The organism is Nostoc sp. KVJ20, assembly GCF_001712795.1.
In the GTDB taxonomy this organism is placed as follows: domain Bacteria; phylum Cyanobacteriota; class Cyanobacteriia; order Cyanobacteriales; family Nostocaceae; genus Nostoc.
Genome location: NZ_KV757636.1, coordinates 14,306 through 39,522, shown reverse-complemented (window position 1 = coordinate 39,522; position 25,217 = coordinate 14,306). Strand labels below are relative to the sequence as shown.

Sequence of the window (25,217 nt, the reverse complement as noted above, 5' to 3'; positions counted from 1 at the left end):
CTCTCAATCCTTCCGCTCTAGATATTAGACATCAGCTTATCAAGATTTTGGTTGAATGGCAGATTAAGAGTAAAAATACTCACTCTATCTTGTTGTAAGGATCGTGGATTTAATAACCTGTGTAGTCGCGTCACAAGCTTAAATTGTGAGCATATATGCTGACCATTAACCAAGCAACACAAATTTCACAAACCAAAATGATGACGCATCTTTTGAGCAATTTCTTCATGAAATTGAAGGTTAGACAGCAAAATTAATGTCACCTTTTCACTGGAGAAAATCAGTCCCAAACATAGATAAATTTATTCTTAATCGCAGCAGGAGCGGGCAGATAAAATTACCTGATTGTGGCGAAAATCTGCCAGATATTCCTCTAAAACACTAAATTGGGGCAAATTTAAACTGTAATAAATCCAGCGTCCTTCCTGACGGGAGTTAACTAAGCCAGCTTCCTTGAGGGTTTTCAGGTGAAAAGATAGCTTTGACTGATTTACCCCCAAGGCTTCACACAAATCACATACACATAATTCTCGCTGTCGTAGTAATTCCAGCACACTAATCCTGAGTGGATCAGAAAGGGCGTGAAAGCCAGCAGCAATCAAATGAGGAATGGTAGCTGAGGAAATGAGCATCAATTACAGTTTGATAAGGGTATGGTAACTCTATTGTGAACTAGAAACTATAGCTTTAGGTGCGTAGACGCGCAGGGGCTTGTCGTCAGACATCGTGCTTGAACAAGACTATTTTTTACTAAGATGTATATTATATCAATCTCTAATTTACCCATTCATGAGATACGGTATCTGACAGCAGCTTCTGGTGGTATTGGTGTTATTGAGAGATATTTACCAGTTTTACTAGCAGAAGTTGATTATTTACCTAATAATTTAGAGGCAATTACTGTTACTAGTGATATACAAGGAATTGACCCGAAAAATCAACAACTTCTCGGTTATCTTGTTATAGAAGAATTAGAAAATTTGGCAGAGAACGGAAAAATCCCCTCACTAAAAAATACAGGCATTATATTAGCAGGTGATTTATATGCAGAGGTCAATAGACGTAGTGGAGTAGTGGGCGATATCCGAGAAATTTGGCAAGCTTTTAATCGACGATTTTGTTGGGTGGCTGGTGTTGCTGGAAATCACGATAGTTTGGGAAATACACAAGAAGAAATTCAGATTTTTAAACAAAATCGGAGTATTTACTATCTTGATGGTGATATCAGAAGAAATGGTGAGCTTAATCTTGCCGGGATTTCTGGTATTATCGGCAAAAAAAGCAAACCCTTCAGACGCTCTGAGAAAGAATTTATTAAAGCAATTCGGGAACTGATAAAGCAGTCACCAGATATTTTAATTTTACATGAAGGGCCGGATTACCCACAAGGTAATTTGGTTGGTAAAGAATCTATCCGCAAGGAGTTAGAAAAAATCAATCTAACTAATAATTTATTAGTTATCTGTGGTCATTCTTATTGGAAAATTCCGATGATCACTTTAGAAAATGGTATCCAAGTCATCAAAGCAGATAGCCGTGTTATCGTACTTCAGGCAAAGAAATAATATCAAGTCCCTATTAAGATATAAAATTGGGCGATCGCAGTTAACATCAGGGCATAATTCTTTTTACATCAGAATAGGCAAGTATTTTTTCATCTACACTCACCAAAGGAACATCATACATTCTTGCTGTTGAAACTATAATTCTATCGGCTGGATCTTTATGAAAATTTCCTGGAAGTGAGTACGAATCAATGGGAATTTGGGGAGTAATTGATAGAAGAATTACTCCCTCTTGTGCCAAAGCAATATCGAACCATTCTTGAATCGAACAGGGAAGAATTAACTTCTTTTGGGTAACAAGTCTGCTAATCTCTAACAAACTGATGGAGCAAACACCTAAACCATGAGTTCTTTCCCTATTTATTGCTTCACGGTGGAGAGAAGTCAACTTGGAATCATTGTGATTCCACCAAACCCAAATATGAGTATCAAGAACGATCACAAATCATTCACTTCCAAATTCTGATTCATTTCCCAATCATCAGGAGAAATAACAGGTTCATTTGGATCTGCCAAATAAGCATAGGGTTGCATTTTTACAAGAGGATTAATGGCAAATTTGCCTTGATTCTCAGAAGAATAGCTAATTTGCCCAAACTTTTCTTGAATACTTTCCCTCAAAATAGAAGAAGCTAATTCTTCAACAGACATTTCTTTTAAAGCAGCAGCTTTAATTAAAGATTCTTGAGTTTCTTGACTGATGTAAATATTAGTACCAATCATTTTTCACCCTATCTACTTTTTACATGATATCAAGCATCATCAGCAAAAAGTTTAGTCATATAATGTTGGGTTTCCTTCCTCTAATCAACTAACGAGATCGGCGATCGCTCCTGAAGCAGAGGCTACAGCTTCAGGTTGATAGCGGATGCCGGCTTGCTTGAAGCGATGTAAAACTTCACCCAAGCGATCGCAATCTGCAATCAAACTGATCCTTACATAACCCTCACCTGCAACCCCAAAGGCATTACCTGGAGTCAGAACAACACCAGTTTGTTGCAACACATTCAAGGCAAAATCTGTGGAACCCATACCAACGGGACATTTCACCCAAAGATACATTGTCGCCTTAGTTTTGGGAATCTCCCAACCCAACTCTCCTAATCCGTCAATGATAAAATCGCGGCGGGTACGGTAGCGTTGTTGTACTTCGTGCAAATAGACATCTGGTAGTTGCAAAGCGGTTTCGGCGGCTTTTTGCAAGGCGGAAAAAATGCCGTAATCTAAGTTAGTTTTCAGTGTCCGTAAACCTTGAATTACATGGCGATTACCCACGACAAAACCAACGCGCCAACCAGCCATATTGTAGGTTTTAGATAAGGTGTGAAATTCCACACCAATTTCTTTCGCACCGGGAATTTCTAACAGGCTAGTGGGTTGATAACCATCAAAAGCTAACTCGGCGTAACACAAATCATGCACCAGCAAAATTTCATATTTGCGGGCGAAGGCGACGATTTCTTCAAAGAATTCGCGGGGGGCGGTGGCGGCGGTGGGATTGCTGGGATAGTTGAAATAGAGAATTTTAGCTTGTCGTGCAACTTCATCAGGAATGGCGGCTAAATCAATTAACCAGTCATTTTCGGGTTTCAGAATCAAGCTGTGGATTTTCCCACCAGCGATCGCTGGGCCCCGAAAATGTGCAGGATAAGCTGGGGAAGGAACCAGAACTAAATCGCCAGGGTTAACGTAAGCGATCGCTAAATGGGTTAATCCTTCTTTAGAACCAAGCAGTGGTAAGGCTTCACTATCAGGATCGAGAACCACACCATAACGGCGATGATACCAGTTGGTAATCGCACGGCGAAAACTAGCAGTCCCTTCAAAAGGCGGATAACCGTGATTTGCAGGATCTTGCAAGGCTGCGATCGCCGCTTCTACAACTGGTGCTGGCGTTGCACCATCGGGGTTTCCCATGCCCAAATCAATTAAATCCAACCCTTGTTCCCGTGCTTTAGCTTTCAGTTCATCTAAACGGGCAAATACATAAGGTGGTAGTTTTTGTATGCGTTCTGCTGGGACAATCCAATTTAAACTCATAAAACCTCGTCACTCATTCCCTTGGGCGAAACTCGATTCGTAGTGTCTCTACTATCTATAGGTGCAGTAGTAGAAACCATTGCCGCCATCAACTGTTCTGGCGCGACTTTAAACGGTAGTCGATGGATGTCAGAATTAGGAACTAGAGCAATTTCAGCGGCCGTTTGCAACTCGCCTAATGTAATATTGCCCAATCCCAAATCACTCAATTTTTGGGGTAGTCCAATTTCTGTGTAGAACTTTAACAACTGTTGTCGTGATGATGCTGCTAGTTGATTGCCTTGTAGCATTTCTTCTAAACGCAGTTGCACCAAAATTCCAAAAGCAACTTTTTCGCCATGAATACTGCCATGTCCTGAAATGTGCGTTAAACCATTATGCACTGCATGGGCGGCTACTGTGCGACACTGCGCCCCTCCAAGTCCACCAACTACTCCAGCGAGTAAAACACTGGCGTCTACCACTTCTCGCCAAATTTCACTACCTGGTTCTTTCAGGGCGGTGACTGACTTTTGCAAAAGGATATCTCGCAAAACTCGTGCTTGTTGCACCGCAGCAATAATTAAAGTGTCTTGCAAGTGTCCACTACTAACTGAAGCTTCGTACCATTTAGCGATCGCATCACCAATTCCAGCTACTAAAGTCCGTTGTGGTGCAGTTTTAATCAAGTCATAATCGAGTATCAATAAATCGGGACAACGAGATAGCCCCACATCGTAGAGAAACGCCCCATCTTCGGAATAAACATTCGATAAGGCACTCCAAGCTGCACAAGTAGCCCCTGATGTCGGAATTGTCACCACAGGCAACTGTAACTGCTGCGCGAGTAATTTCGCTGTATCTAGGGCTTTGCCCCCACCAAAACCAATAATCACATCAGCTGTGTGTTCTTTTGCCGCCTTTTGTAAAGACTTCAGGCTAGCTTCACAGCAATCTGCACCATAAGTAGCTTGGACAGTTTGTAACTGTTGTCTTTCTAAAACTGGTTGCAAATTTTGTTGGCTAATGGCAAGAGTAGAATCACCTGTCACAACTAAGGGGCGACTTCCCAAACAGGCGATTTCTGCTGCGCCTGCTTGCAACACCCCAGAACCACGAATTACTTTTGCTGGGGCAACTGTGAGCGTCAATAATGAACTAGAGTTTTGAGTAGACAAAGAAGGTTGAGTAATAAAATTATTGTGCATATAATCTAGTTTGCCAAAACTTTGATATTTCTTAATCAAATAGACTAGTGATCAAGGATACTTGTTGCCAAGCGGGTTTTGGAATGGCTCCAACCTTACAGCCGACTCATCTGGATTTGAGCCAAGCAATGAAATAGACAAAGCCTATAGCCGACTGATTGAGTAGTTTGACGACGTTGCTTGAATCTATAATGCCCATTGACCTGAAATTCCGAACTATCAAAGTTTTGAATAACCGTATAACTAATTAACATTACCATTGTCAGATTCTCAAGAAAAGCAATTGAGAATCGATAATGTGTAGGCGTTCATGGCGTTCATGCTATTTCATGCAATTTCATGCAATCCTTAGCTACAGATACATACTTAGGGGTGTGCAACTATACGCCCCTACAACTGATTCCCTTGCTGCAAAGACTTGTGAAAATGGCAACAATTGTAATTAGGACAACAACTGACAAATCACAACTGTCAGTACCCATTACCCGCACGCCGATTAACTTTTTATCACAGTGTAACCACTAAAGTGTGAATATCTTAATCTAAATATAACTATTAATGTATCAGTAAATACAAAATATATTTTGTCATCCTGATAACAGGTAAATAAATTTTGTTTTCTGGGATTGGGATTAGGGAAGAGGTGACAGTTGAGAGGTTATAGGGAATAATCTGTACCCTATAACCTGTACTCTATTCCCTTCTTTACTCCTCTGCCTCTTAAGCAGTAGGTTTTGGCAATTTGGCGAAATTGTCTGTGTAAATTTTGACTGTTACTGGAGAATTTTGATGAGAAACGAGCGATCGCTTGGCCTCACCCAAGTAAACTGGTACAGAAGTCCCTGGTTCCGGGTGGATAATGGTACGAGCGCGAACTGTCAACTTGTCGTCTTCCCGTGTACCTGAACGACCATAAGAAAACAAATTACTAGCTGCTTGACGTAAAGTTGCTTCTAATTGTGTGGGTGTAATTTGAGTTGATGTAGCAATCACTGCTTGGGTTGACCCATTGTCATAAACTAAAGTATACCTGGCTGCTCCTGGAATCACAGTCCGACTCAAGGGAACTATTGAGAGTGCAAATAAACCACCAGTCAGCACCAGCATAAAGCCAGTCGTACCCACCAGTCGAAAGCGGATGCCCCATTTGAGAATAAAAGCCAAAACTGTTAAGGCAGCAAATACCAAGGTAGCTATACCTGACCATTGGGTGTACTGAAGAAAGTTAGCTGTTGTGAGCATAAGGTTGGTTATGGATGCGTCTTTTTTTCGTTACCGACACACCCATTTTACCGGAGAGCTTACACCATAAGGGTTATCGTAACCATCGCTTGATGCGATTGTATTAGAAAAAGTGTTGAATAAGAATTCAGAAGTCAGAATTCAGGAGTCAGAATCAAGACGCGACACTCGTGACGCTCGACAACTCGCTAACGCTATGAAGCACCGCCAGTCGTACATAATTCATTCTGTTAGCGGTAGCGGGGCGTCTAGCCCATTCTGACTCCTGAATTCCGTTCAATAAATATTTTAGTGATCAACAAGACCGTGGAGGTTTCATAGCAACCACTGATTACAAATTACGTTAGCGAGTCCGCGAGCGTCATTAAAAATTACGAATTACGAATTACGAATTATTTAGTATTGCCGACAAATAATAGATTTATTTCCATCATCTGAAGTTGAAACATATATCCTATATTCTGCCGAACATATTTCAAATGAATTACCTGTGGTGATTTGGATGTCATCGGCAAGCTCACAAGTGTGAAATTGTCCTTTTTCATCGAAAGATATATAACTTTTTCCTCGGCAGGGAAAATTAGATATCCCCGAAAGAGAACTGGAAACTTGTACAGTCATATTTTGCTTAAGTATACAAGTTAACAGTGAACCATTGGGATAATAAATTATATTTCCTGCTTCACACTCAATTGCTGCTTTAGCAGGTGGAGTAAAAGCAAAACTTATTGTAGATAATCCTAATGAAGAAGTTAAAAATACAAAGCCTTGTAAGGATAATTTCATGAATAAATTGCGGTTTTTTATGAAGCTAAATATTTATTTAAATTATGTTTAACTGAGAAAAATAATAAATATACAAAAGGGCATCTACAAGAGATGCCCGTCATGCAGGAAAACCCCAAAGGGTTTTCCCTACACCTTCCCAACAATCAGCAACAGTGACTAATTAGGTATTAGTCACACTCACAGTCACAGACGTGAATATAGTAATCTTATTAACTTAAAACTCTAAATGTCCCCAGTGCATACACTGAAAACTAATCATTACTTATAGTAAGTTATTATGTCTGCTCAGGCATAGCCCGTGCTAGACATCGTTTGATCCTTTAATATTTAGATGAATTAGCTTTTTATCGAACATAATTCAGGAGTCAGAATGGGCTAAACGCCCTGCTAACGCTAACAGAATGAATTCTGTATGACTGGCGGTGCTTCGCAGCGTTAGCGACGCAGGAGCGTCTGAATAATCGGCGTTTTTGCACCCCCACGAATTGAAAATTTGGTGATGCAACAATTCCTGCGCCAGTCTGAATCCCCGACTGATTTATTCTGACTCCTGAATTCTGACTCCTGAATTCTTCTTCAAGATGTAAATACTTACTGTTCGTCATTTACTAACTAATTTTAACGAGATGCAAGCCTTTCTTGCTCATGACAATGATGTACTACTCCACAAATGGCAGCCAAAATTAACCATGAAAGTGCATTTAAACGGAAATCGAAGAGAGTTACATCTACCATATTCAATAAAATCCAGCCAACAAAAGCTAGAAGATAACTGAAAAATATTAATCTGTCCTTTGTATTTATATATTTTGAATTTTGCAGTAATTGAATACCTGTAATCAAAATCCAAGCGAGTAAACCACAAAATAAAAAAGCACTTGGAAAACCAGTTTCAGCAGATAACATCAAAAACAAGTTATGGGGATGACCCAAAGGAATCTGCATCTTTGCTTTGTAGAGGTCACTAAAACTGCGTAATCCCCAGCCAGTCCAAGGATGTTGTTGGGCTAAAGACCAGGCAAACTCCCACTGAGTTTTTCGCATTAAAGCAACTGGTCTATCTGGATACATATCGTCATTTAACCTTGCCCAAAAGAATGCAGGAACTACCCGGCGAAAAATTTGAGCGACTGGTAAGGGAGCAAAAGCTGCCAAAAGCACACTAGAAACGATCGCAGCAACACCACCCACAAGAATGCGCCAACCTTGGTAAAGTGCATAAGCTAAACAGGCAAAAATTGCGATCGCCCACCCATTACGCGAGTTGGTGAAAATCAAGGCAATAAAATTTATAATCACCGCAATGGTTAAGAAGATAAAGGGGAGTGGGGAACGGGGAGTGGGGGATGAGGGAGAATTATTGAATAAGTCTCTCCTTTGTCTCTTCTCTATGCCCCATGCCCAATGCCCCATGCCCCATGCCCATTGTTCTAGCCACAACCCTAGAGCAAGGATGAAAATTATTGCTAGATAAGCTGCGAAGGTGTTAGCGTGCAAGAAAAGTGAAGCGATGCGACCTGGCGGATTTCCTCCTGGTCTGATTGTCCAAGCTAAGACAATCCACAAAATCTCGAATTTCAAACTCCAGCCTAAAAATAACTGTCCCAAGCCGATAATTATCACTGGCATGGAACCGATCACCAAAATCCAAGCCATTTGCCGCAATTGGGCAAATGTTTGAATCAAAACGCTATGGGCGGCGAAAAGTAAAAAGAATGGTAATAAATTAAATAAGCCGAGGAAAGCTGTTGTCTTGTCTTGGGCAAACCCAGCACTCACGATCAGCAATACACTCAAAAGAGCAAATCCCCAGTTTAAGGGGCGGCGACTAATTTTGCGGGCTTGTTTCAGCCAAGTTATTAATGATACAAGTCCTATAGTCACAGCCCCCACTAAGGGACTCAATGGGAAGATGAATAGTGCCCATAGAGAGTAGTTCCAAGAATATTGCCAACGAGATTTGAAATAGTCAAAAACCTTGTTCAAGCTGGCTCCCAACATTCTTCACGAGTGAGGCGAATTTGAGCTAAGGTGAAAATAGTAGGGATGATTCGACCATAGTTAGTGGCGATCGCTCTCCACCCTAAATCTGCAACAAACCAAGTCCACATCATTGGCCCAATTACGGCAAACATAGTGCGGGCTGCTCCATAACGAGCTGCACTTACTGTCATACCCCGTTGCGCCATTTGCATAGCTACATAGCTTTGAAATTGTTTTGTAGCTACTTCTGAGCCTTTAATCGCAGCTTGTTTTGCTACTTCATAAGTAGCAAAGTGGATGGCAAATTGACGGGCAATTTGCTTCAGTACAAGTGGCTGGAGAAGAGAAGTAACTGCGATCGCACTACCGCCTTTGAAAAGTAACCCCAAAGGGTCACGTTGCAATAAAAGTGGTAGCGGTTGTTTGAGTTCTGATTTGAGCAGCTGACGCTGTACCTGTACAGTCAATTTTTGCTTTTCCTGCTCCGGCAATTTTTTCCACACCTGTCCTAACAGATGTAAAAATACTTCTGCTTCTAAATCAATAGTTGCCAGCTGATTAGAATAGGGAATTTTTAGATACTTACATACTTGAACTAAAGCTTGTCGGTAAGTTACCTGGCCTGTGCGTCCCCGTAATACAGTCATCCCATCTGCCGCCAAAAAGCGAAAGCGACCTTCTAGTGCGTCTAACCAAGCTTTGCGGTCTTGGCTTTGCACTTCGATGGGTTCGGGTGTGTGTACATAGTCTAGGGGATTGAACTTACGACTAAATAGAATTGCCGTTAAGTCTTGCAATTCCTCTTCAGTCGCTAACTCTAGCGCCGCCCTCATTTCATCCAATTTCCCATCCTCCCTTCCGTGCAGCTTTCTGTACCTTATTCTACTATTAGCTATTTTGTCCTTTGTTATTCGTCCTTGGTCATTTGATAAATAATGACTAAGGACAAATAACAAAGGACTATGGACTCATGACTGATATTGCAGTAATTGGTGCTGGAATCGCCGGTTTAGTTTGCGCCCAGCAGTTAAGTCAAGCTGGATATTCGGTGGTAGTAGTGGAAAAGTCCCGTGGCTTGGGAGGAAGACTAGCTACACGGCGTTTGCATGGAACTTGCGCTGATCATGGGGCTTGTTATCTGAAGCCAAAAGGTGAATTATTTAGACGTTTTGTGGAGATATTGCGATCGCGCCATATCCTAGAAGTTTGGACGGAGGAGGTTTACGAACTCACAGCAGGTACTCCTTTATCTGAACCGAAAAACCGCAGTCCCCGATATGTTGCGCCTGGGGGAATGAGTGCGATCGCTAAATCCCTCGCCCCAGGTTTAGAAATATTACTGAATCAGCGTGTCATCGCTATTACCCCAACTCCCGAAAATGGTTGGCGTTTGACTCTCGAATCTAGTACTAGTAACGAAGGATTATCTGCAAAAGCTTTAGTTATAGCTATTCCTGCACCTCAAGCTGTGATGCTGTTAGAACCTTTGGGCGAAACTGTACTTGATGCAGTCTTCCTTGATAACTTGCGTTCTGTAGAATTTTATCCCTCAATTAGTGCGATCGCTGGATATCCTCCCACATCCGAACCCCTCCCTCAGTGGAAAGCTCTAACTTTTGTGGATGATATCGATTTAGCCTGGATTGGCTTAGACAGTAGCAAGCGTTCCAACCCTCAGCAGCCACATTTTGTAGTTCAAAGTAGCGCTGATTTTGCCCAACGTCATCTAGAATCCCAAGATTTACAACCTGTCGGACAGATCATATTGCAACAAGCAGCTGAATCTCTGTCCCTCCCTTGGCTGAATACTCCCGAATGGATGCAAGTACATCGTTGGCGTTATGCCTTTCCTAGCCATCCTTGGCATGAAGCTTTTTTGTCTGCCGGAACTTCCCTACCTTTAGTTTGTTGTGGTGATTGGTGTGGTGGCAATCTTGTAGAAGGCGCGATGCTTTCTGGATTAGCTGCGGCTGATGAAATTAATCATCAGTTGCGTCATCTACCTTTAGATAATGTGAACTTTCTAAACGTTTTTGTCTGATCCCTTCATCTGTCGCTAGACTGATTTTGCACTCTAGCGAGTCGCTATTTTTATGACTTCCTAAATCAAAGTGCAACAAATAAGTTTTTTAGATGAAACAGCAAATTTTGCAGCAAACGTAAAATGTGATGTAAATTACCAACAAAGCTTAACTTCATTAAAAACTTGTTCCTAATTCAAGTTGTTTTATTGCCGTTAATCTTGATCCCCTAGCCTTCATGCTGCGTTTTATGTAGATTTCTGCCTTTTTGGCAGAAATTTGAAATAATTAGGATTATAAATATAAAATGTCGCAAACTTACCAGATATTGGACGCTGCTTTAATAGTTTATGCTGTGAAACAGTATAAATTTTAACTAAAACAGGCAGAGGAAAATGTCTAATGTCCTACTAAGATAAAAGGCTAGTTTCGGTGTCTATCACATCAATTAGTTGAATCAGTTTTAAATGATTATCATGACGACATTGCCATCTAAAAAAGTTGTTTTCTCCATCAATCATTGACTGGATTAAAAAAGGAGTTTAAGAATCATGAAAACGGTAGTTAATTTAACACAACAATCAATAGTAGGAGAAATTGAAAGCGTTTTAGATACATATCCATACCATCCATATCAAGAAGCCTTTGCGATTCCAGACTTACGCCAAGAGCTAATTGCTTTCGTCCTCAATCGTATTCCCTCCTTTTACACCGCGATGTCTGATAGACAGATTCCGTTAGCGGATGCTGAAGAAGGAAGCTTGGCTTATTACAAATTGCCTCGTAAACCTTTGGAACAGCAACTACATTTACAGAATTTGATTCACCAAGGCATTTGTTTAATCGTTCAAGAAAAGTCAGATTGGATTAGCCATCATGTTTGTGAAACAGTTCAACCAGCTTGTGAACCCTCTCACTGGTTTGGTTAGTTAATAGTTCGCAGTAAATTTTGAATTTTTGAGCTAATCCCACGAAGCCTGTTGGATTAGCTCAATATTTTTTAACGAACTTTGGGATGTTTAAGTTCTAGCCTTTGAAGGGCAGCGCGAATTGAAGCCTAAGCTAAATCCCTAGACGATCGCAGACTCGCTAACACAAAACGTAATTGCGTTAGCGCGTTCGCTTTTAGCGTCTCGTAGAAAGCATCATTGCGAATTACTTTAAGTATCCTGCTCTTGAGGTGTAAACTTTGACAATTACCAGGTTCAAAGGACATTCCCAGGATATGAGAAAAATAACTGCTCTAATGTTGGTAAGTATTACTGTGACTGTCGGGGTGGGAGCATTAACACCCAAAGTCACTAATGCCCAATTATTTTATCCACCAGTAAGCGATCGCCATTCATTAATGGTAATCGGTCAAGGGGTAGTGAGAGTGCCAGCAGATACAGCCGATATTGAATTGGTATTCAGTAGCGGAGATAGCAATAATGAGTTAGAAACGCAACCATCAGCCATCCCTGAAGCCCGTCGCTTGTCCTCACGGACTCTACTCTTAAATTACAAAACAGCAGCAGAATCTTTACCAAACACAAAATCCCTCACGAAAGCAACTCTCCAGCCTGTAGTTAATAGTCTAGTTGCCAAAGGAATTAGGGCTGATAAAATTCAAGTACAAATTAGCACTAATTCCAGTGAAAATAACGCCAAAATATTGGTGAGACTGGAAAAACCAACACGCGATCGCGTCCAGGAAATTGTTGCTACAGCGAATAAGGCGACGAGCGAAGTTGAAAATCTTTCCGTCAAGAGCGTGGGCGTTGAGTACGCAGTCAATGACTGTCAAGCTTTGCAGAGTTCAGTTTATCAATCAGCGATGAAAGATGCTCAAAGCCGCGCTCAAGCTTTAGCAGGTGCTATGAATGTTAAACTTGATATTCCTTCTGTAGCCGAGCCATTTTACACATTATTATATCCCTCGTGTAGTTCTAAAACTGGAGTTCCTTTACCGTCATTTGCTAGTTTTTTATTATCACCAGCTTATGATCCAGATGCTCCAGCAGAAGTAGAGATGAAAAAGGATATTTTTGTGACATATACAACGAAATAAGCATTTATATTAAGTGTGTCGCACTTTTATTTCGTCAAAATTAGGAGTGCGATCGCTTAATTATTTTCTTCTGCGTCTAATCAATAACCCAATACGGTTTAGTTAAGGTTACTGGTGTAGATAATTTGTCTTTGAAAACGCGATGAATCGCCGTCTATACTAATGTTTTGGGCTTATCTGAACTGTATTGATCAATAACCCATAGGTGCGATTACCGAAGAAAGGCAGAGGACAGGAGGAAGAAAATATATTTTTTACCCTCTGCCAAAGGGTCTGAGAGCAACTAAATTTATTTATGAAAAACAAAAAAAATATGTATCAAATTATAAAAATCACTAATAATACTCAACTACGGCAGCAATAGCAGCAGCAACTTCCTCCATAATTTCACTCGAACATCCTCCAATTTTACGGATAAATCTTTGTATATCCATACCGCGCAGTTGCAAAATATCTACAGCAGAAGTTTTTGTTAGACTATTTGCAATATCTGGTTCAATTTTAACGTGCCAAATATTGCTAGCATAATATTCTTTCCAGTCTGTGATTGGTGCAATCAACTTAATGGGTAGCTTGCCAACACCATCAGAACTTACTACTATAGCAGGACGAATTTTTTTAATTTCTGCTCCCACTGTCGGATCAAAATTAGCAAGCCAAATATCACCCCGTTTAGGAGATGGATATCTAATAATCAATCAAGTCTCCTGTCTGTAACTCCTGCCATTCTCTATCTTGCTCGTAATGTAATAACATTAACTCAGCCTGTGCTGCTAATATGCATCGCCGTTCTTCTAATGACAATTTCATAAACTCTCGACGGCTGATACTCTTAGCTTGTACAAGTGTTTCCGAAGCTTGTAGCTGTGGGTTTTCTCGCTGAGGAGTAGAATTTGAGATTTCCATACTTTCTCAGTAATTTTTATAAAAATTCCTAATTTATATTTATTTTACTGCACACCTATATAGGACTCATATTTGATTTTTTAAAAAAACTCAGTACACCTTTATTCCTTCTTCCCAGTCCCCAGTCCCCAATCCCCAGTTCCTTACCTCTACGAGTGATTCAGAAATCAAATCGGATTACTATAATATGCGTGTTCATAATCAAAATCAAATATTCACTTGAATTTAGACTAGATTTCTGATTTGAAACTCCAGTAATGAAAAAACTCCAGAAATGTTTGTGACAAATCTGGAGTCAGGAAAGATACGCATTTACCTATACCAAATTTTCACCCTGAGAAAATCTTACGTCATCAGGGTATACACTCAAATGCAGATAAAAGTGTTTGAAGATTCTCGTTTACCTCTGTACAGGACAAAAAATAGCCCCAGATTAACTGAGGCTGTTTTGCGAGAGTTGTTTGGCAGGAAGGGTACATCAATAAGTGATGCCCGTGTTAAATATAGATAATTCAGTATGCATCCTTATTCAGCCATGTTTTACCATATCAGGATGATTGGGAAAATTTTCATGGATTTTATTCCAAAAAGAAACTCCAGATGCCCTTAAGGCATTCTGGAGCAGTAACAGGTTTCTAACATCAATTAATTTTTACATCTGCGATCGCCCAATGTCGTTAGGGTATATACTCAAATGTGTTTTATGTCTACTCATCCGCAAATCGAACAACAAGTTACCTTTTTTTCTACCTCTAACCTGAATATATCTACAGAATTCTACGAACAAAAACTGGGCTTGGAGTTATGGCTTGACCAAGGAACCTGTCGAATTTATACTATTAGTGGCTCTGGATACTTAGGATTGTGTCAAGCAAGCGAAATATTGACTCCTCCAGCCGACAAGCAATCAAGTGTCATTTTTACCGTGGTAACACAGCAGGTGGATGAGTGGTTTGAATATCTCAAAGAACGTGGCATCGAATTTGAAAAACCACCTACACTAAACGAAAAGTACAACATTTATCACTGTTTTTTCCGTGATCCTGATGGTTATTTGATTGAAATTCAACGTTTCGAGACTAACGACAAAAAAAGACATAACTTATTTAGTTATGTCTAGATGTTTAATTTACAGGGCAGGGTTTATATAGGTTAGAAATTTTTGATTTACTAAGATACACAATGATATATGACCATCATCGATAAGTATGCACCTTTTCTTCTATAGATTTATCAAGGTGGAATGCGAGATTTATGCAGCCACGGCGAAATCTGTACATTTCTTTACAATTGCTGCCTAGGCGTCGCTTTTGACTTTTATATAATGTCTGACTAATTGCTATATAGTTCAATCAATATTTTATTAAGGTAACTAAATGATAGCCGAAAAAATTAAGTGGGTAAGTACAGCATTACAACCTAAAGGTTCAGTAATGAAAGCAGTTTTTAAACATATTTTATGGTGTGGATCTTTCGGATTTTTAATTTCTCTGCTTTACTATTTTAAAAAACCTGTATCCCAGCCTATTTTAGGAAGTGTTATTCCTAGTATTGTTTTAGGTTTGTTACTTGTATTTCGTACAAATACGGCTTATGAGCGATTTTGGGAAGGGAGAAAATGCTGGGGTTCTATAGTAAATAACGTCCGAAATCTAGCTCGGCAAATTTGGGTATCAGTTGATGAAATATCACTAGAAGATAAAGACAATAAAATTACGGCATTAAAGTTATTGGCAGCTTTTGCCGTAACAACTAAATTACATTTGCGAGGAGAAGCTGTCAATAAAGAGTTAGAAGACTTAATGCCATCTACTAAGTATATAAAACTGAAAATTATGAATAATCCCCCTATAGAGGTTGCTTTTTGGATAGGAGATTATTTACAGGAACAGTATAATCGTAATTGCATTAATAGCTACCAGCTAACATCTATGCAAGAATTGTTGAATAATCTTGTGGATAACTTAGGTGCTTGCGAACGTATTTTAAAAACGCCTATGCCGCTTGCTTATGCTTTTCATTTGAAGCAATTGCTAATACTATATTGCTTTTTGCTACCATTTCAAATAGTAGAAGAACTCGGTTGGTGGACAGGTTTAATTTCTGCTTTGGTTGGATTTACTGTGTTTGGCATTGAAGCCATCGGTTTGGAGATAGAAAACCCCTTTGGTTATGACGCCAACGATTTACCATTAGATGCAATTTGCGAGACAATGAAACGCAATATTGACGATTTAATTACTTTGACGCCCAATGTGCGATCGCGTACAGAAAATATATGATTAAAGTAGACATTGCAAATTAATATAATATTGAAAATACTTCTTGAATAAACTGGTCATATAGTATTGAGTCTTCGCTCAATACTTCTGTCAAGTTAAAATAGGTGGATACTATTGGATCATTCTGAATACGGGTGTGTACTTCAGTAGTGATACAACTGGCAATTAAAATAGATTTAACCTTTGGGTTCCTCCGAAAAACTTCTTCAAAGGATTTTTTAGCAGCACCGTAACGTTCTAGTGCTCCCGCAGGATCAGTTCCTCCTTTTATCTCAATTACACCGACTGTTTTACCCTGATTATTTAAAAGTGAAATATCTGGCTCACTAGAAAAAAGTATAGAGGTTTGATTAGCCAACATTACACCGCGATAGTCCTCAATATTTCCTAGTTGTTCTTCAAGTCTGGCAGGATTATATACTTCAACTCTTGTACCCTGACGAGGAATAAAAGCAGCAAGAAGATTGCGTTCCTTAACCTCTTTGATAAGAAGTCGCTGTACAACTTTTTCTGCTTCTTCCCCAATAGCATTACGCCAAGAACCGTCTATTTGTGTCCCTGTTGAGGCTAGTAGTAGTCCATATAGTTCTTCCTCAGTCAAACTTTCTATAGAACTATCAATTATCAGCGATATATGTTCATTAAAAAGTCGAGAAAGAGCTAAGACTTTATCTTCTCCTAGAAAATATTTATTTTCTTGATCAAGTTCAATTCTCTTTACATCAATTGCTGCTAAATACTTAACGGCTTTCTGAGAAAGCGCCGCAATATTACGATAATAAGCTAACACTGAAGAGTGTTCTCGAATTAACCTAGGATGGCAAAATACCTGAATTAGCTGCAAATTAGGATGTTCATTGATGTAGGTAAATGCTTCTTCTCCAATACCCCATTCTGCCCAATTTGCCCAACTATATAAATGATTAACTGGTAACAAGGCATTAATTTTATTTGGCAAAGAGAGCGTTTTATATTCTTTAAGCTTGCGATAAAAGAAGGTTGAACGCAAGCGATAGTTTATACGATGCGCCTCAGTTAAGAGATTTGTTTCATCTAATGGCACAGTACTCACTTTTCCCAAATATAAACACATTTACGTAGTTCTGTGCGCCCATGATTTCCCATTTGCTGGCTACTATTTCCTTTACCTCTTCCTAATGTCCAAATATATCGCGTTTTCAGTCCAAAAGACTCTGCTATATCTGATAAAATTAGGTCTACAGGAACTTCTTCTCCAGCATACCTGACGTTATCATTTACCATTGCGACTATACCACCAGATTTAAGAATACGAGCTAATTCATAAATTACAAAGCACATTTCGTAAAAGTAGTTACCTACCATTCTGACAATATTATCATTATTTAATTTACCTTGTTTTTTGTAATTTTCTAGTACTATTAGTACTTCTTGTAAAGCAGCCTGGTTTTTAAAGGTAGAATCTATTTTTAAGAAATCCTGATGTCTATTTCTAATAGTATAAAATTGTTCTAAGTAATTACATTTGCCACGGTTTTCTACAGTGCATGATAGCATTTGCTGACGTAAAGACTTTACTTTTTCTTCACTACATCCCAAAAATGCAAGTTCAAGAGCATACGTGCGAGTGTAATCATATCTATTAACATAGGGTGGAGACGTAATGACAAAATCAACACTATTCTCTTGGATAGTTGGAAGAATTTCTAAACAAGAACCTTCATAAAGTTTAGGTTTTGTCTTTTCGACAATACTAGATTTAGTCGTTGCCAATTCTAATAGTAAATTCTCACTAAATAAATTTAGTTGGACAAGACTACTTTTTAAATCTGATATAATTTGCTTTAGTTTTCGATTAATTGCATCTTCAAAAGATAAAATTTCTCCTTTATTAAATTTACCATTTCCCTTTGAGCGACCTGAACGATTATCCCAGCGCAGATATTGTCCATCTTTTCTAGTGTAGCTAATATCCTCCAAAATACAAAATGCAGCATATATAAATATAGTATTTATATCTTTATTTGGAATAATATTCTTACAATAAGATATGTAAGCAATTAGTTGTTCTTCATTTATCGAAGAAAATGCTCCACGGGTTATTGCTAAATGATTAAATACGGAAAATTGATCGTAATAGTCCTGAAAATTGATTTGTTTGAACTTTGTAATTTCTAAATTTAATAATTCTACATCTATTTTCTGAGCGATAATTCGAGCTTGTGTAGCAAAAAGCCCAACAGGTAAAAGTTCAATTCCCGTAGTTTGCCACCCCAATGCACTTGCAGCAAACAGAGATGAGCCAACTCCTGAAAATGGATCTATCAGTACACCTGGTTTTGGCTTAAATGTTTGAAGAAGATAGGTGACTAGACGTTCTGAAAATCCTTCTCTATACTTGAACCAAGAAGAAAATGGAGTTTGTTTATTACCCTGATAACTAACTAAGGTTCTATCTAAATAAGAATTATGAATAATCTTTAATTTAAATTTTTCGTAAAGCTCATTTCTTTGATTTGAAGAGGATATAAGTTGCATCAAATTACTTAGGTATTAAACTTTTGTTGATAAATATATTAATACTTGTTAGCTGTTTTATAGTTTTTATTTATCCTCAATAAATATAATTATTATTTCTCAGTTCATCATTCTATTAACTTTTTTATAGACTCCGAATCGCAATTTCTAACCCTTCGCATACACCAGTAAGAAAATCTAAATCCAAAGTAGCGATCGCATCACTAGCTTTGTGATAATGTGGATTCCGCAAGAATGCCGTATCTGTCACCATCATTGCCGGATAACCCAAATCCCAGAAAGGTGCATGATCACTAAGTCTGGTTTGGGGAACTATTAAACCTCGATTCGGCACGGGTAGCCATTGACTCGGTACGCCAGCTTTGCGAATATTACGGCTCATACCAATTAAGTCAGGCAATGTCCGCAAATTCCCAATTAAAGCAATAAAATCGCCTCTGTCTGGGTAGAAGCGTTCCAGAGGAGGAGGGTAACTTTGGGAGCCAGGTGTAGAATCCTTATAACCCAGCATTTCTAAGGAAATCATCAAGCGTAGCTGTTGCTTTTGTTGATGCAACAAGGCTGCGTAGTCAGTGCTACCCAGTAAGCCATATTCTTCCATATCGAAAGCAACCAGCCTTAAGGGATATCTAACAGGTTCAGCAGCAAACTTTCTAGCTAACTCCAGCAACACCGCCACACCTGTAGCATTATCATCCGCCGCTGGTGTTCCCGGAACGCCATCATAGTGAGCGCCAATTAAAATTGGTAACAAATCCTTTTTTTGCCCTCTAGTTTGGGAGGGTAAATTTAATATCAAGTTATTACAAGCTTTACCTCTGACTTCAAAGGTGTGGATTTCCACACTCCCCCATTGGGAAAATTGCTGGCGGATGTATTCTTGGACAAAAAAATGTCCAGCCGTTGCCATGTAAGGATCGCGTTCTCGCGCGATCGCACTCAGGGAAGTTTGTAACCGCTCTGTTAAATTCAAATCTTTAAACTATTGACAATATTAGAGTTTTCAAGCACTCAAAAAAGCAGAGCAAGTATTATTAAGGTGCATTTGCCCAACTTGCAGATACCGTAAACAGAAGTAGGCGGATAACAAGAATTGAGGCTGCTTGGGCACACCAACCATCTCAATGCTATCCTAGTCTTGCAACTATCTCCTCTAGCTGCACTTCTTAGCTCACTGCCTTAATGATAACTATCATACCATTGAGGTGTTTCATCCTGTAGCACAAAGCTAAAGGTAGTTCCGCCCAATCATAATAAATGTATAAGACACTTTAGGAGAAGAGTAACGCATGGGCAAGGTAGTCGGCATCGACTTGGGTACAACCAACTCAGTAGTCGCCGTTATGGAGGGTGGCAAGCCGGTGGTGATTGCCAATGCAGAAGGAATGCGAACAACCCCCTCCGTAGTTGGCTTCAGCAAAGATGGTGAAAGAGTTGTTGGGCAAATGGCACGGCGACAAACCGTCCTCAATCCACAAAACACCTTTTTCGCAGTTAAACGTTTCATTGGGCGGAAGTATGGCGAACTTAATCCAGATTCTAAGCGTGTACCCTACACCATCCGCAAAGACGAAGTAGGTAATATTAAAATTGCCTGTCCCCGCCTCAAGAAAGATTTCGCCCCAGAAGAAATTTCGGCAATGGTGCTGAAGAAATTGGCAGACGATGCTAGCCGCTATTTGGGTGAACCCGTGACTGGGGCAGTAATTACAGTACCCGCCTATTTTAACGATTCTCAACGGCAAGCAACCCGTGATGCTGGCAGAATTGCTGGCTTAGAGGTGTTGCGAATTCTTAATGAACCGACTGCTGCATCTTTGGCTTATGGATTAGATCGGGGTGACACGGAAACCATTTTAGTCTTTGACTTGGGTGGTGGAACCTTTGACGTGTCAATTTTAGAAGTAGGCGATGGGATATTTGAAGTCAAGGCTACCAGTGGAGATACGCAACTAGGTGGTAACGACTTTGACAAAATAATAGTCGATTGGCTAGCAGAGCAATTTCTGGAAACAGAAGAGGTAGACTTAAGACGCGATCGCCAAGCTTTACAACGTTTGATGGAAGCTGCGGAAAAAGCCAAAATTGAGCTTTCTGCTGTTAGCGTCACCGATATTAACTTACCCTTTATTACTGCCACTGAAGATGGCCCCAAACATCTGGAAACTCGTCTAACGCGTTCCCAGTTTGAAGGTTTATGTGGTGATTTGGTGGGGCGCTTACGGATACCAGTGAAACGGGCGCTCAAAGATGCCGGACTCTCGCCTAGAGACATTGAAGAAGTTGTTTTAGTTGGCGGTTCTACACGGATGCCAATGGTGAAGCAGCTAGTGCGGGACTTGATTGGTACGGAACCGAACGAAAACGTTAACCCCGATGAAGTCGTGGGAGTGGGTGCAGCAATTCAAGCAGGAATTCTCGCCGGCGAACTCAAAGATGTCCTGCTTTTGGATGTCACACCCCTTTCTATGGGATTGGAAACCATCGGCGGCGTAATGAAAAAACTTATTCCCCGCAACACCACCATACCAGTCCGGCGTTCTGACATTTTTTCTACGTCTGAAAATAACCAAAACACTGTGGAAATTCACGTAGTCCAAGGCGAACGGGAAATGGCAGCAAACAATAAGTCTTTAGGACGTTTCAAGCTGTATGGTATCCCGCCAGCGCCACGAGGAATTCCCCAAGTTCAGGTGTCATTTGATATTGATGCTAACGGTATTTTACAGGTAACAGCCTTAGATAGAACCACTGGGCGAGAACAGAGTATCACCATTCAAGGCGCTTCCACCTTGAATGAGTCGGAAGTGAATCGGATGATTCAAGATGCTCAAAAATACGCTGATGTCGATCGCGAACGCAAAGAAAGAGTAGAAAAACGGACTCGTTCTGAAGCCTTGATTTTCCAAGCAGAACGGCAACTTAGAGAAGTAGCTTTAGAATTTGGTATGCAATTTGCCCGCAGCCGCCGCCAAAGAATTGATAATATTTGTCGAGACTTAAAAGAGAGTCTTAAGGAAAATAGCGATCGCGGTATTGATCAAGCCTACGCCGATTTACAAGATGCTCTCTATGAGCTAAATCGGGAAGTCCGCCAGACTTATGCTGAAGATGAAGATGACGACTTGTTTGGTACCATCCGTGACATCTTTACTGGCGGTGATAAGGAACGAGAACGCGAATTTCCCAGAGATACATATCGGGAACGCGACTCATACAGTCAGGACTATGGCAGAGATTACGGCAAAGATTACGGCAAAGATTACGGCAGAGACTATAACCGAGACAGTCGTTCTCCCTCTTATGAAAGCCGTCCTCCACGCAGCAAATCCCGTCCTAGCTACCAAGATAACTGGGATGATGAAGAAGACAGTGATTGGTTGTAATTAGAAGGCAGGAGGCAGAAGGCAGGAGGCAGGAGGTAAAAGCTGCTCAGGAAAATGATTTCACTGGCTAGCATTTTATGTTTAATTATGTCTACCTAATTAGTACTTCTGATAAGAGTTAAGAGTAGAAGTTAAAAATTAAATCTTTCAACTCCTAACTCTTAACTCCTAACTCATGATTAATCCAAAATCTAAAATCTAAAATCTAAAATTTAAATAACTGAACTATGCAAAATTTGCCGAACTTTCGCGATTACTACGAGATTTTAGGAGTGTCTAAAGATGCCTCTGGCGAGGAAATTAAAAAGGTTTATCGGCGGTTAGCAAGGCAATATCACCCCGATCTCAATCCGGGTAACAAAGAATCTGAGGAAAAATTTAAGGATATTGGCGAGGCTTATGAAGTCCTTTCAGACTCAGCCAAGCGATCGCAGTACGACCAGTTTAGCCGCTACTGGAAGCAAAAAGGCTTTGCGGGCAATAAACAGACGCCAAAGGCTAAAACTTGGCAGAGTAACGCTAGCGATCGCAATGGCAATCAGGACGTAGATCCCAGCCAATTCTCCGATTTTGAAAGCTTTATTAATCAAGTTATCGGCGTCAAAAATAAGAGTGGAGCCAGTAATTCTAGTAATGGTAACAATAGCGATCCATTTCGTTCCCCCAGAACAAAAGTTGCCTATACCGTTAATACCCCCCCACCTCGCACAACCCGCCGGGATATAGAAGCCAGATTAACACTCCCATTAGAAAAAGCTTATCAAGGTGGTAATGAACGCATTCGCTTAGAAGATGGACGATCGCTAGAGGTTAATATGCCTCCAGGTATGGTATCAGGTCAAACCATCCGTTTGCGGAATCAAGGCGTTGGTGGTGGCGATCTATACTTAAAAATTACCGTTGAACCTCATCCATTATTTAAACTAGAAGGTGCAAATATCCTCTGCCAAGTACCAGTTACTCCCAGCGAGGCAGTTTTAGGAGGACAGGTAGAAGCACCTACTCTTGATGGCCCTGTAAAAATGACTACCCCTCCCGGAGTTAGGTCTGGTCAAAAATTTCGACTAGGTAATAAAGGCTATCCCAGTGATGATGGTAAACGTGGGGATCAATTAGTAGAAATTCAAATAGTTACACCGAGAAATATTAGTCAAGAAGAACGGGAACTTTACGAAAAGTTACGGCAAATTGAAACCTTTAAACCCCGTGCTGATTTAATCCGTTAGGGATAATACAGTAGAATTCAGAATTCAGGAGTCAGAATTCAGGAGTCAGAATTCAGGAGTAAAACAGGCTCTATACCTAGTTTTTAGACTTAGTTTGTGTACTTTACTAACTTGAAATCATCTGTATATAAAGCCATTGACCAAAATAATGACTAATTCGTAATTATTTTGGACTTCAGTCTTCATCTTGAAAAATAGTTTCTATATCTTGTGAGCCATGCAAGATACGTACAATTTCTATACCTTCGTCTATTGGACGATAAAAAATTAAATAATTTTTCACTGGGAAACTTCGCAAAAAAGGAGCCAACTCACCTCGTAGTCTGCCCATTTGGGGAAATTTAACCAGTTTCGGAAAATTTTCTCGCAGAGTATCAAAAAGTGTGTCAGCAGCTTTTAAGTTATTTGGCGCGAGATATTCCCATATATCCTCAATATCTCGCGCTGCTTGAGTAGAAATCCGAAATCGATTCATAGAGAATCGCTATCAGCAGAATTTTGCTGTACTCGCCCTTTAATATTGGCAAAAAAAGCTGAAATTGACTCCTCATTATATTCAGTATAATGACCGCTTTCAAGTTGCTTAATACCAATGTCAATCTGACTGCGTAACGCTTCTAGCTTAAATTTTTGCAGTTCTTCTTCAAGGCGCTGAAGTTGATCTATCATCTGCTGAAACGCTTGTGCTTCATGTACCACAACCTCAGCTTTACCATTCACAGTTAGTACAAGCGGGGACTTTGTAGCCTTGATCCGTTCTACGTAATCCTTGGCATTGCGCTTGAAGTCGGTAAGAGTTTGAATATTTTCGAGATTAATTTTGATGTGCATCGCATCTAATTAAATGCTTTATAAAATATTTTATCAGATGCTAGACCTGTTGTGTCTTCTCGAATTCACAAAGGATTTAAAATATAAAAAATATCTTTGAGCAAAGTGACTCAAACAGCCGTGAATCACAACAGGGCAATGCCACAAAGCAGTGAACCAACTTATTACTCCCTGCTAGGACTGCATCCCTGGGCATCGGTAATCGATATTCGTCGCGCTTATCGGCAACTGAGCAAACTCTATCATCCTGATACTACAGACTTGCCGACTGCGATCGCCACTCCCAAATTCCAGCAAATCAACGAAGCCTACGCCACCCTTAGCCATCCAGAACGTCGGTTAAGCTATGATCTAAAAATTGGCTATTCCCGCTTTGGAGTGATTCAACCACCCCCTGATTTGAATCATCCCGTCTCACGTTCCTATGATTTTTCAAAATCAGCATACCTTGATGCGAGCGATCGCCCCTTATCATCTGGCGAAATCTTTGCCTTATTTATGCTGGTGTTAACATTTGTAGGTTGTCTATTATTAGCAGTTGCCATTGCCTTAACTCGTGGTGAGGCTGCTATCCATTCCCATTTGCTACAACCATCTGCGTTTGTACAACAGCAGATTACTTATATGTCGCAACTAACTACTCATCTGAAATAATTAAAAATTAAAAAATTCCCTAATCCAAAATCCAAAATCCAAAATCTAAAATTCCTATGCCTCTTCTTCCCTCCGATACTCCCCTATATAATCATCCCCTGCCACAAATTGAGCAGTGGCTAAAAGACCAAGGCTGTCAACAAGATGACACACAGAGACATTGCTGGCACGTGCAGCGGCCTAGCTGGAAAGCTGAACTATGGCTCGACGTTGAGCAAATCGTAGTGCGATATGTCCAATCTGGGGAAAATGGGCAAGATATCCAACGTTCATTCAAGTATTCTCTGAGTCGAGATGATGTAGAACAAGCGGTGTTTTCTGGGCCATAAGGAATTGCTAAGTACGATCCTTTCCAATTAACTTTGTAAGAAGAATTCAGAACTCAGGAGTCAGAATGGGCTAAACCTTAGCTATCCGCTAACAGTATGAATTGTGTACGAGTGGGTGATAGCTTGCGGAGTGTGAGTCCACCTTAGCGAGTATTTTCGAGTCGCGTCTGAATATTGGTTAAAAGCAAGTGGAATGGTGGGCGAAAAAA

The 25,217-nt window shown here is 40.1% G+C and carries 26 protein-coding genes; 10 read left to right on the top strand and 16 right to left on the bottom strand.

Going from position 1 to position 25,217, the window contains the following annotated elements; translation table 11 throughout:
• Positions 1 to 308: 308 nt before the first annotated feature.
• Entirely contained in the window at positions 309 to 632 is a 324-nt protein-coding gene (locus tag A4S05_RS19820) for an ArsR/SmtB family transcription factor (protein WP_069071518.1), read from the bottom strand.
• 123 nt (positions 633 to 755) lie between these two features.
• Between A4S05_RS19820 and A4S05_RS19815 the strand changes: the two genes are divergently transcribed.
• On the top strand, positions 756 to 1,565 hold the full coding sequence (locus A4S05_RS19815) for a metallophosphoesterase family protein (protein ID WP_069071517.1): 810 nt from the start codon (positions 756 to 758) through the stop codon (positions 1,563 to 1,565).
• Positions 1,566 to 1,611: 46 nt separating this feature from the next.
• Here A4S05_RS19815 and A4S05_RS19810 read toward each other — a convergent pair whose 3' ends face one another.
• The 8 genes from A4S05_RS19810 to A4S05_RS19775 form a co-directional block, all read right to left on the bottom strand.
• Complete coding sequence (locus tag A4S05_RS19810; RefSeq protein WP_069071516.1) at positions 1,612 to 2,007, bottom strand: type II toxin-antitoxin system VapC family toxin; 396 nt, start codon at positions 2,005 to 2,007, stop codon at positions 1,612 to 1,614.
• A complete protein-coding gene (locus A4S05_RS19805; RefSeq protein ID WP_069071515.1) occupies positions 2,004 to 2,288 on the bottom strand; it encodes a hypothetical protein in 285 nt (94 codons plus the stop codon). The genes A4S05_RS19810 and A4S05_RS19805 overlap by 4 nt, the downstream gene beginning before the upstream one ends.
• 84 nt (positions 2,289 to 2,372) lie before the next feature.
• Positions 2,373 to 3,605, bottom strand: coding sequence for an aspartate aminotransferase (locus A4S05_RS19800; protein WP_069071514.1), 1,233 nt, complete (start codon positions 3,603 to 3,605; stop codon positions 2,373 to 2,375).
• On the bottom strand, positions 3,602 to 4,792 hold the full coding sequence (locus tag A4S05_RS19795) for an iron-containing alcohol dehydrogenase family protein (RefSeq protein WP_069071513.1): 1,191 nt from the start codon (positions 4,790 to 4,792) through the stop codon (positions 3,602 to 3,604). The genes A4S05_RS19800 and A4S05_RS19795 overlap by 4 nt, the downstream gene beginning before the upstream one ends.
• Before the next feature lie 720 nt (positions 4,793 to 5,512).
• On the bottom strand, positions 5,513 to 6,034 hold the full coding sequence (locus A4S05_RS19790) for a Ycf51 family protein (protein ID WP_069071512.1): 522 nt from the start codon (positions 6,032 to 6,034) through the stop codon (positions 5,513 to 5,515).
• Positions 6,035 to 6,430: 396 nt separating this feature from the next.
• Positions 6,431 to 6,820 carry a hypothetical protein gene (locus tag A4S05_RS19785; protein ID WP_069071511.1) on the bottom strand — a complete coding sequence of 130 codons (390 nt, stop codon included), beginning with the start codon at positions 6,818 to 6,820 and terminating at the stop codon, positions 6,431 to 6,433.
• A 621-nt stretch (positions 6,821 to 7,441) separates the two neighbouring features.
• Positions 7,442 to 8,824, bottom strand: a complete 1,383-nt coding sequence (locus A4S05_RS19780) for an O-antigen ligase family protein (protein WP_069071510.1) — start codon at positions 8,822 to 8,824, stop codon at positions 7,442 to 7,444.
• Positions 8,806 to 9,648, bottom strand: coding sequence for a YaaW family protein (locus A4S05_RS19775; RefSeq protein ID WP_069071509.1), 843 nt, complete (start codon positions 9,646 to 9,648; stop codon positions 8,806 to 8,808). The genes A4S05_RS19780 and A4S05_RS19775 overlap by 19 nt, the downstream gene beginning before the upstream one ends.
• Positions 9,649 to 9,776: 128 nt before the next feature.
• Here A4S05_RS19775 and A4S05_RS19770 point away from each other — a divergent pair, with 128 nt between their 5' ends.
• The 3 genes from A4S05_RS19770 to A4S05_RS19760 all read left to right on the top strand — a co-directional run bounded on the left by A4S05_RS19770 (position 9,777) and on the right by A4S05_RS19760 (position 12,877).
• Positions 9,777 to 10,847: an NAD(P)/FAD-dependent oxidoreductase gene (locus A4S05_RS19770; RefSeq protein ID WP_069071508.1), complete on the top strand. Its 1,071-nt coding sequence runs from the start codon at positions 9,777 to 9,779 to the stop codon at positions 10,845 to 10,847.
• Between the two features lie 531 nt (positions 10,848 to 11,378).
• Positions 11,379 to 11,756 (top strand): hypothetical protein, encoded by a 378-nt coding sequence (locus tag A4S05_RS19765; protein ID WP_176727050.1) that lies wholly within the window; start codon positions 11,379 to 11,381, stop codon positions 11,754 to 11,756.
• Between the two features lie 260 nt (positions 11,757 to 12,016).
• Entirely contained in the window at positions 12,017 to 12,877 is an 861-nt protein-coding gene (locus tag A4S05_RS19760; RefSeq protein ID WP_141699758.1) for an SIMPL domain-containing protein, read from the top strand.
• 335 nt (positions 12,878 to 13,212) lie between these two features.
• Here the strand turns inward: A4S05_RS19760 and A4S05_RS19755 are convergent, their stop codons facing one another.
• Positions 13,213 to 13,575, bottom strand: coding sequence for a type II toxin-antitoxin system PemK/MazF family toxin (locus A4S05_RS19755; protein WP_069071505.1), 363 nt, complete (start codon positions 13,573 to 13,575; stop codon positions 13,213 to 13,215).
• Positions 13,565 to 13,783 carry a hypothetical protein gene (locus tag A4S05_RS19750; RefSeq protein WP_069071504.1) on the bottom strand — a complete coding sequence of 73 codons (219 nt, stop codon included), beginning with the start codon at positions 13,781 to 13,783 and terminating at the stop codon, positions 13,565 to 13,567. The genes A4S05_RS19755 and A4S05_RS19750 overlap by 11 nt, the downstream gene beginning before the upstream one ends.
• Positions 13,784 to 14,486: 703 nt before the next feature.
• Between A4S05_RS19750 and A4S05_RS19745 the strand changes: the two genes are divergently transcribed.
• Together A4S05_RS19745 and A4S05_RS19740 are read left to right on the top strand one after the other, a co-directional pair.
• The gene (locus tag A4S05_RS19745) at positions 14,487 to 14,903 is read left to right on the top strand and encodes a VOC family protein (protein ID WP_069071503.1); all 417 of its coding nucleotides are present in this window, start codon (positions 14,487 to 14,489) and stop codon (positions 14,901 to 14,903) included.
• A gap of 256 nt (positions 14,904 to 15,159) precedes the next feature.
• Positions 15,160 to 16,065, top strand: coding sequence for a bestrophin family protein (locus tag A4S05_RS19740; RefSeq protein WP_069071502.1), 906 nt, complete (start codon positions 15,160 to 15,162; stop codon positions 16,063 to 16,065).
• A 19-nt stretch (positions 16,066 to 16,084) separates the two neighbouring features.
• Here the strand turns inward: A4S05_RS19740 and A4S05_RS19735 are convergent, their stop codons facing one another.
• The 3 genes from A4S05_RS19735 to A4S05_RS19725 all read right to left on the bottom strand — a co-directional run bounded on the left by A4S05_RS19735 (position 16,085) and on the right by A4S05_RS19725 (position 19,555).
• Positions 16,085 to 17,128 carry an XcyI family restriction endonuclease gene (locus A4S05_RS19735; protein ID WP_176727049.1) on the bottom strand — a complete coding sequence of 348 codons (1,044 nt, stop codon included), beginning with the start codon at positions 17,126 to 17,128 and terminating at the stop codon, positions 16,085 to 16,087.
• Between the two features lie 5 nt (positions 17,129 to 17,133).
• Positions 17,134 to 18,582, bottom strand: coding sequence for a class I SAM-dependent methyltransferase (locus tag A4S05_RS43425; RefSeq protein ID WP_069071500.1), 1,449 nt, complete (start codon positions 18,580 to 18,582; stop codon positions 17,134 to 17,136).
• Positions 18,583 to 18,706: 124 nt separating this feature from the next.
• Complete coding sequence (locus tag A4S05_RS19725) at positions 18,707 to 19,555, bottom strand: M28 family peptidase (protein ID WP_069071499.1); 849 nt, start codon at positions 19,553 to 19,555, stop codon at positions 18,707 to 18,709.
• Positions 19,556 to 19,871: 316 nt separating this feature from the next.
• Here A4S05_RS19725 and dnaK point away from each other — a divergent pair, with 316 nt between their 5' ends.
• Complete coding sequence (dnaK, locus tag A4S05_RS19720) at positions 19,872 to 21,968, top strand: molecular chaperone DnaK (RefSeq protein ID WP_069071498.1); 2,097 nt, start codon at positions 19,872 to 19,874, stop codon at positions 21,966 to 21,968.
• Between the two features lie 227 nt (positions 21,969 to 22,195).
• On the top strand, positions 22,196 to 23,194 hold the full coding sequence (locus A4S05_RS19715) for a DnaJ C-terminal domain-containing protein (RefSeq protein ID WP_069071497.1): 999 nt from the start codon (positions 22,196 to 22,198) through the stop codon (positions 23,192 to 23,194).
• A gap of 175 nt (positions 23,195 to 23,369) precedes the next feature.
• Here the strand turns inward: A4S05_RS19715 and A4S05_RS19710 are convergent, their stop codons facing one another.
• Both A4S05_RS19710 and A4S05_RS19705 read right to left on the bottom strand, forming a co-directional pair.
• Complete coding sequence (locus tag A4S05_RS19710) at positions 23,370 to 23,669, bottom strand: type II toxin-antitoxin system RelE/ParE family toxin (RefSeq protein WP_069071496.1); 300 nt, start codon at positions 23,667 to 23,669, stop codon at positions 23,370 to 23,372.
• A complete protein-coding gene (locus tag A4S05_RS19705) occupies positions 23,666 to 24,025 on the bottom strand; it encodes a type II toxin-antitoxin system Phd/YefM family antitoxin (RefSeq protein WP_069071495.1) in 360 nt (119 codons plus the stop codon). Before A4S05_RS19705 ends, A4S05_RS19710 begins: the two co-directional genes overlap by 4 nt.
• A 138-nt stretch (positions 24,026 to 24,163) precedes the next feature.
• Here A4S05_RS19705 and A4S05_RS19700 point away from each other — a divergent pair, with 138 nt between their 5' ends.
• A complete protein-coding gene (locus A4S05_RS19700; RefSeq protein WP_069071494.1) occupies positions 24,164 to 24,679 on the top strand; it encodes a J domain-containing protein in 516 nt (171 codons plus the stop codon).
• Between the two features lie 56 nt (positions 24,680 to 24,735).
• The gene (locus A4S05_RS19695) at positions 24,736 to 25,008 is read left to right on the top strand and encodes a DUF3143 domain-containing protein (protein WP_069071493.1); all 273 of its coding nucleotides are present in this window, start codon (positions 24,736 to 24,738) and stop codon (positions 25,006 to 25,008) included.
• The last annotated feature ends 209 nt before the right edge of the window (positions 25,009 to 25,217 follow it).

Excerpts from the sequence above, each read along its gene's own strand:
- A4S05_RS19710 (WP_069071496.1), bottom strand. The coding sequence starts at position 23,669 with ATGAATCGATTTCGGATTTCTACTCAAGCAGCGCGAGATATTGAGGAT.
- A4S05_RS19715 (WP_069071497.1), top strand. The coding sequence starts at position 22,196 with ATGCAAAATTTGCCGAACTTTCGCGATTACTACGAGATTTTAGGAGTG.
- A4S05_RS19820 (WP_069071518.1), bottom strand. The coding sequence starts at position 632 with ATGCTCATTTCCTCAGCTACCATTCCTCATTTGATTGCTGCTGGCTTT.
- A4S05_RS19770 (WP_069071508.1), top strand. The coding sequence starts at position 9,777 with ATGACTGATATTGCAGTAATTGGTGCTGGAATCGCCGGTTTAGTTTGC.
- A4S05_RS43425 (WP_069071500.1), bottom strand. The coding sequence starts at position 18,582 with ATGCAACTTATATCCTCTTCAAATCAAAGAAATGAGCTTTACGAAAAA.
- A4S05_RS19785 (WP_069071511.1), bottom strand. The coding sequence starts at position 6,820 with ATGAAATTATCCTTACAAGGCTTTGTATTTTTAACTTCTTCATTAGGA.
- A4S05_RS19740 (WP_069071502.1), top strand. The coding sequence starts at position 15,160 with ATGATAGCCGAAAAAATTAAGTGGGTAAGTACAGCATTACAACCTAAA.
- A4S05_RS19795 (WP_069071513.1), bottom strand. The coding sequence starts at position 4,792 with ATGCACAATAATTTTATTACTCAACCTTCTTTGTCTACTCAAAACTCT.
- dnaK (WP_069071498.1), top strand. The coding sequence starts at position 19,872 with ATGGGCAAGGTAGTCGGCATCGACTTGGGTACAACCAACTCAGTAGTC.
- A4S05_RS19790 (WP_069071512.1), bottom strand. The coding sequence starts at position 6,034 with ATGCTCACAACAGCTAACTTTCTTCAGTACACCCAATGGTCAGGTATA.
- A4S05_RS19695 (WP_069071493.1), top strand. The coding sequence starts at position 24,736 with ATGCCTCTTCTTCCCTCCGATACTCCCCTATATAATCATCCCCTGCCA.
- A4S05_RS19765 (WP_176727050.1), top strand. The coding sequence starts at position 11,379 with ATGAAAACGGTAGTTAATTTAACACAACAATCAATAGTAGGAGAAATT.
- A4S05_RS19800 (WP_069071514.1), bottom strand. The coding sequence starts at position 3,605 with ATGAGTTTAAATTGGATTGTCCCAGCAGAACGCATACAAAAACTACCA.
- A4S05_RS19805 (WP_069071515.1), bottom strand. The coding sequence starts at position 2,288 with ATGATTGGTACTAATATTTACATCAGTCAAGAAACTCAAGAATCTTTA.
- A4S05_RS19780 (WP_069071510.1), bottom strand. The coding sequence starts at position 8,824 with ATGTTGGGAGCCAGCTTGAACAAGGTTTTTGACTATTTCAAATCTCGT.
- A4S05_RS19815 (WP_069071517.1), top strand. The coding sequence starts at position 756 with ATGTATATTATATCAATCTCTAATTTACCCATTCATGAGATACGGTAT.
- A4S05_RS19700 (WP_069071494.1), top strand. The coding sequence starts at position 24,164 with ATGCCACAAAGCAGTGAACCAACTTATTACTCCCTGCTAGGACTGCAT.
- A4S05_RS19745 (WP_069071503.1), top strand. The coding sequence starts at position 14,487 with ATGTCTACTCATCCGCAAATCGAACAACAAGTTACCTTTTTTTCTACC.
- A4S05_RS19705 (WP_069071495.1), bottom strand. The coding sequence starts at position 24,025 with ATGCACATCAAAATTAATCTCGAAAATATTCAAACTCTTACCGACTTC.
- A4S05_RS19750 (WP_069071504.1), bottom strand. The coding sequence starts at position 13,783 with ATGGAAATCTCAAATTCTACTCCTCAGCGAGAAAACCCACAGCTACAA.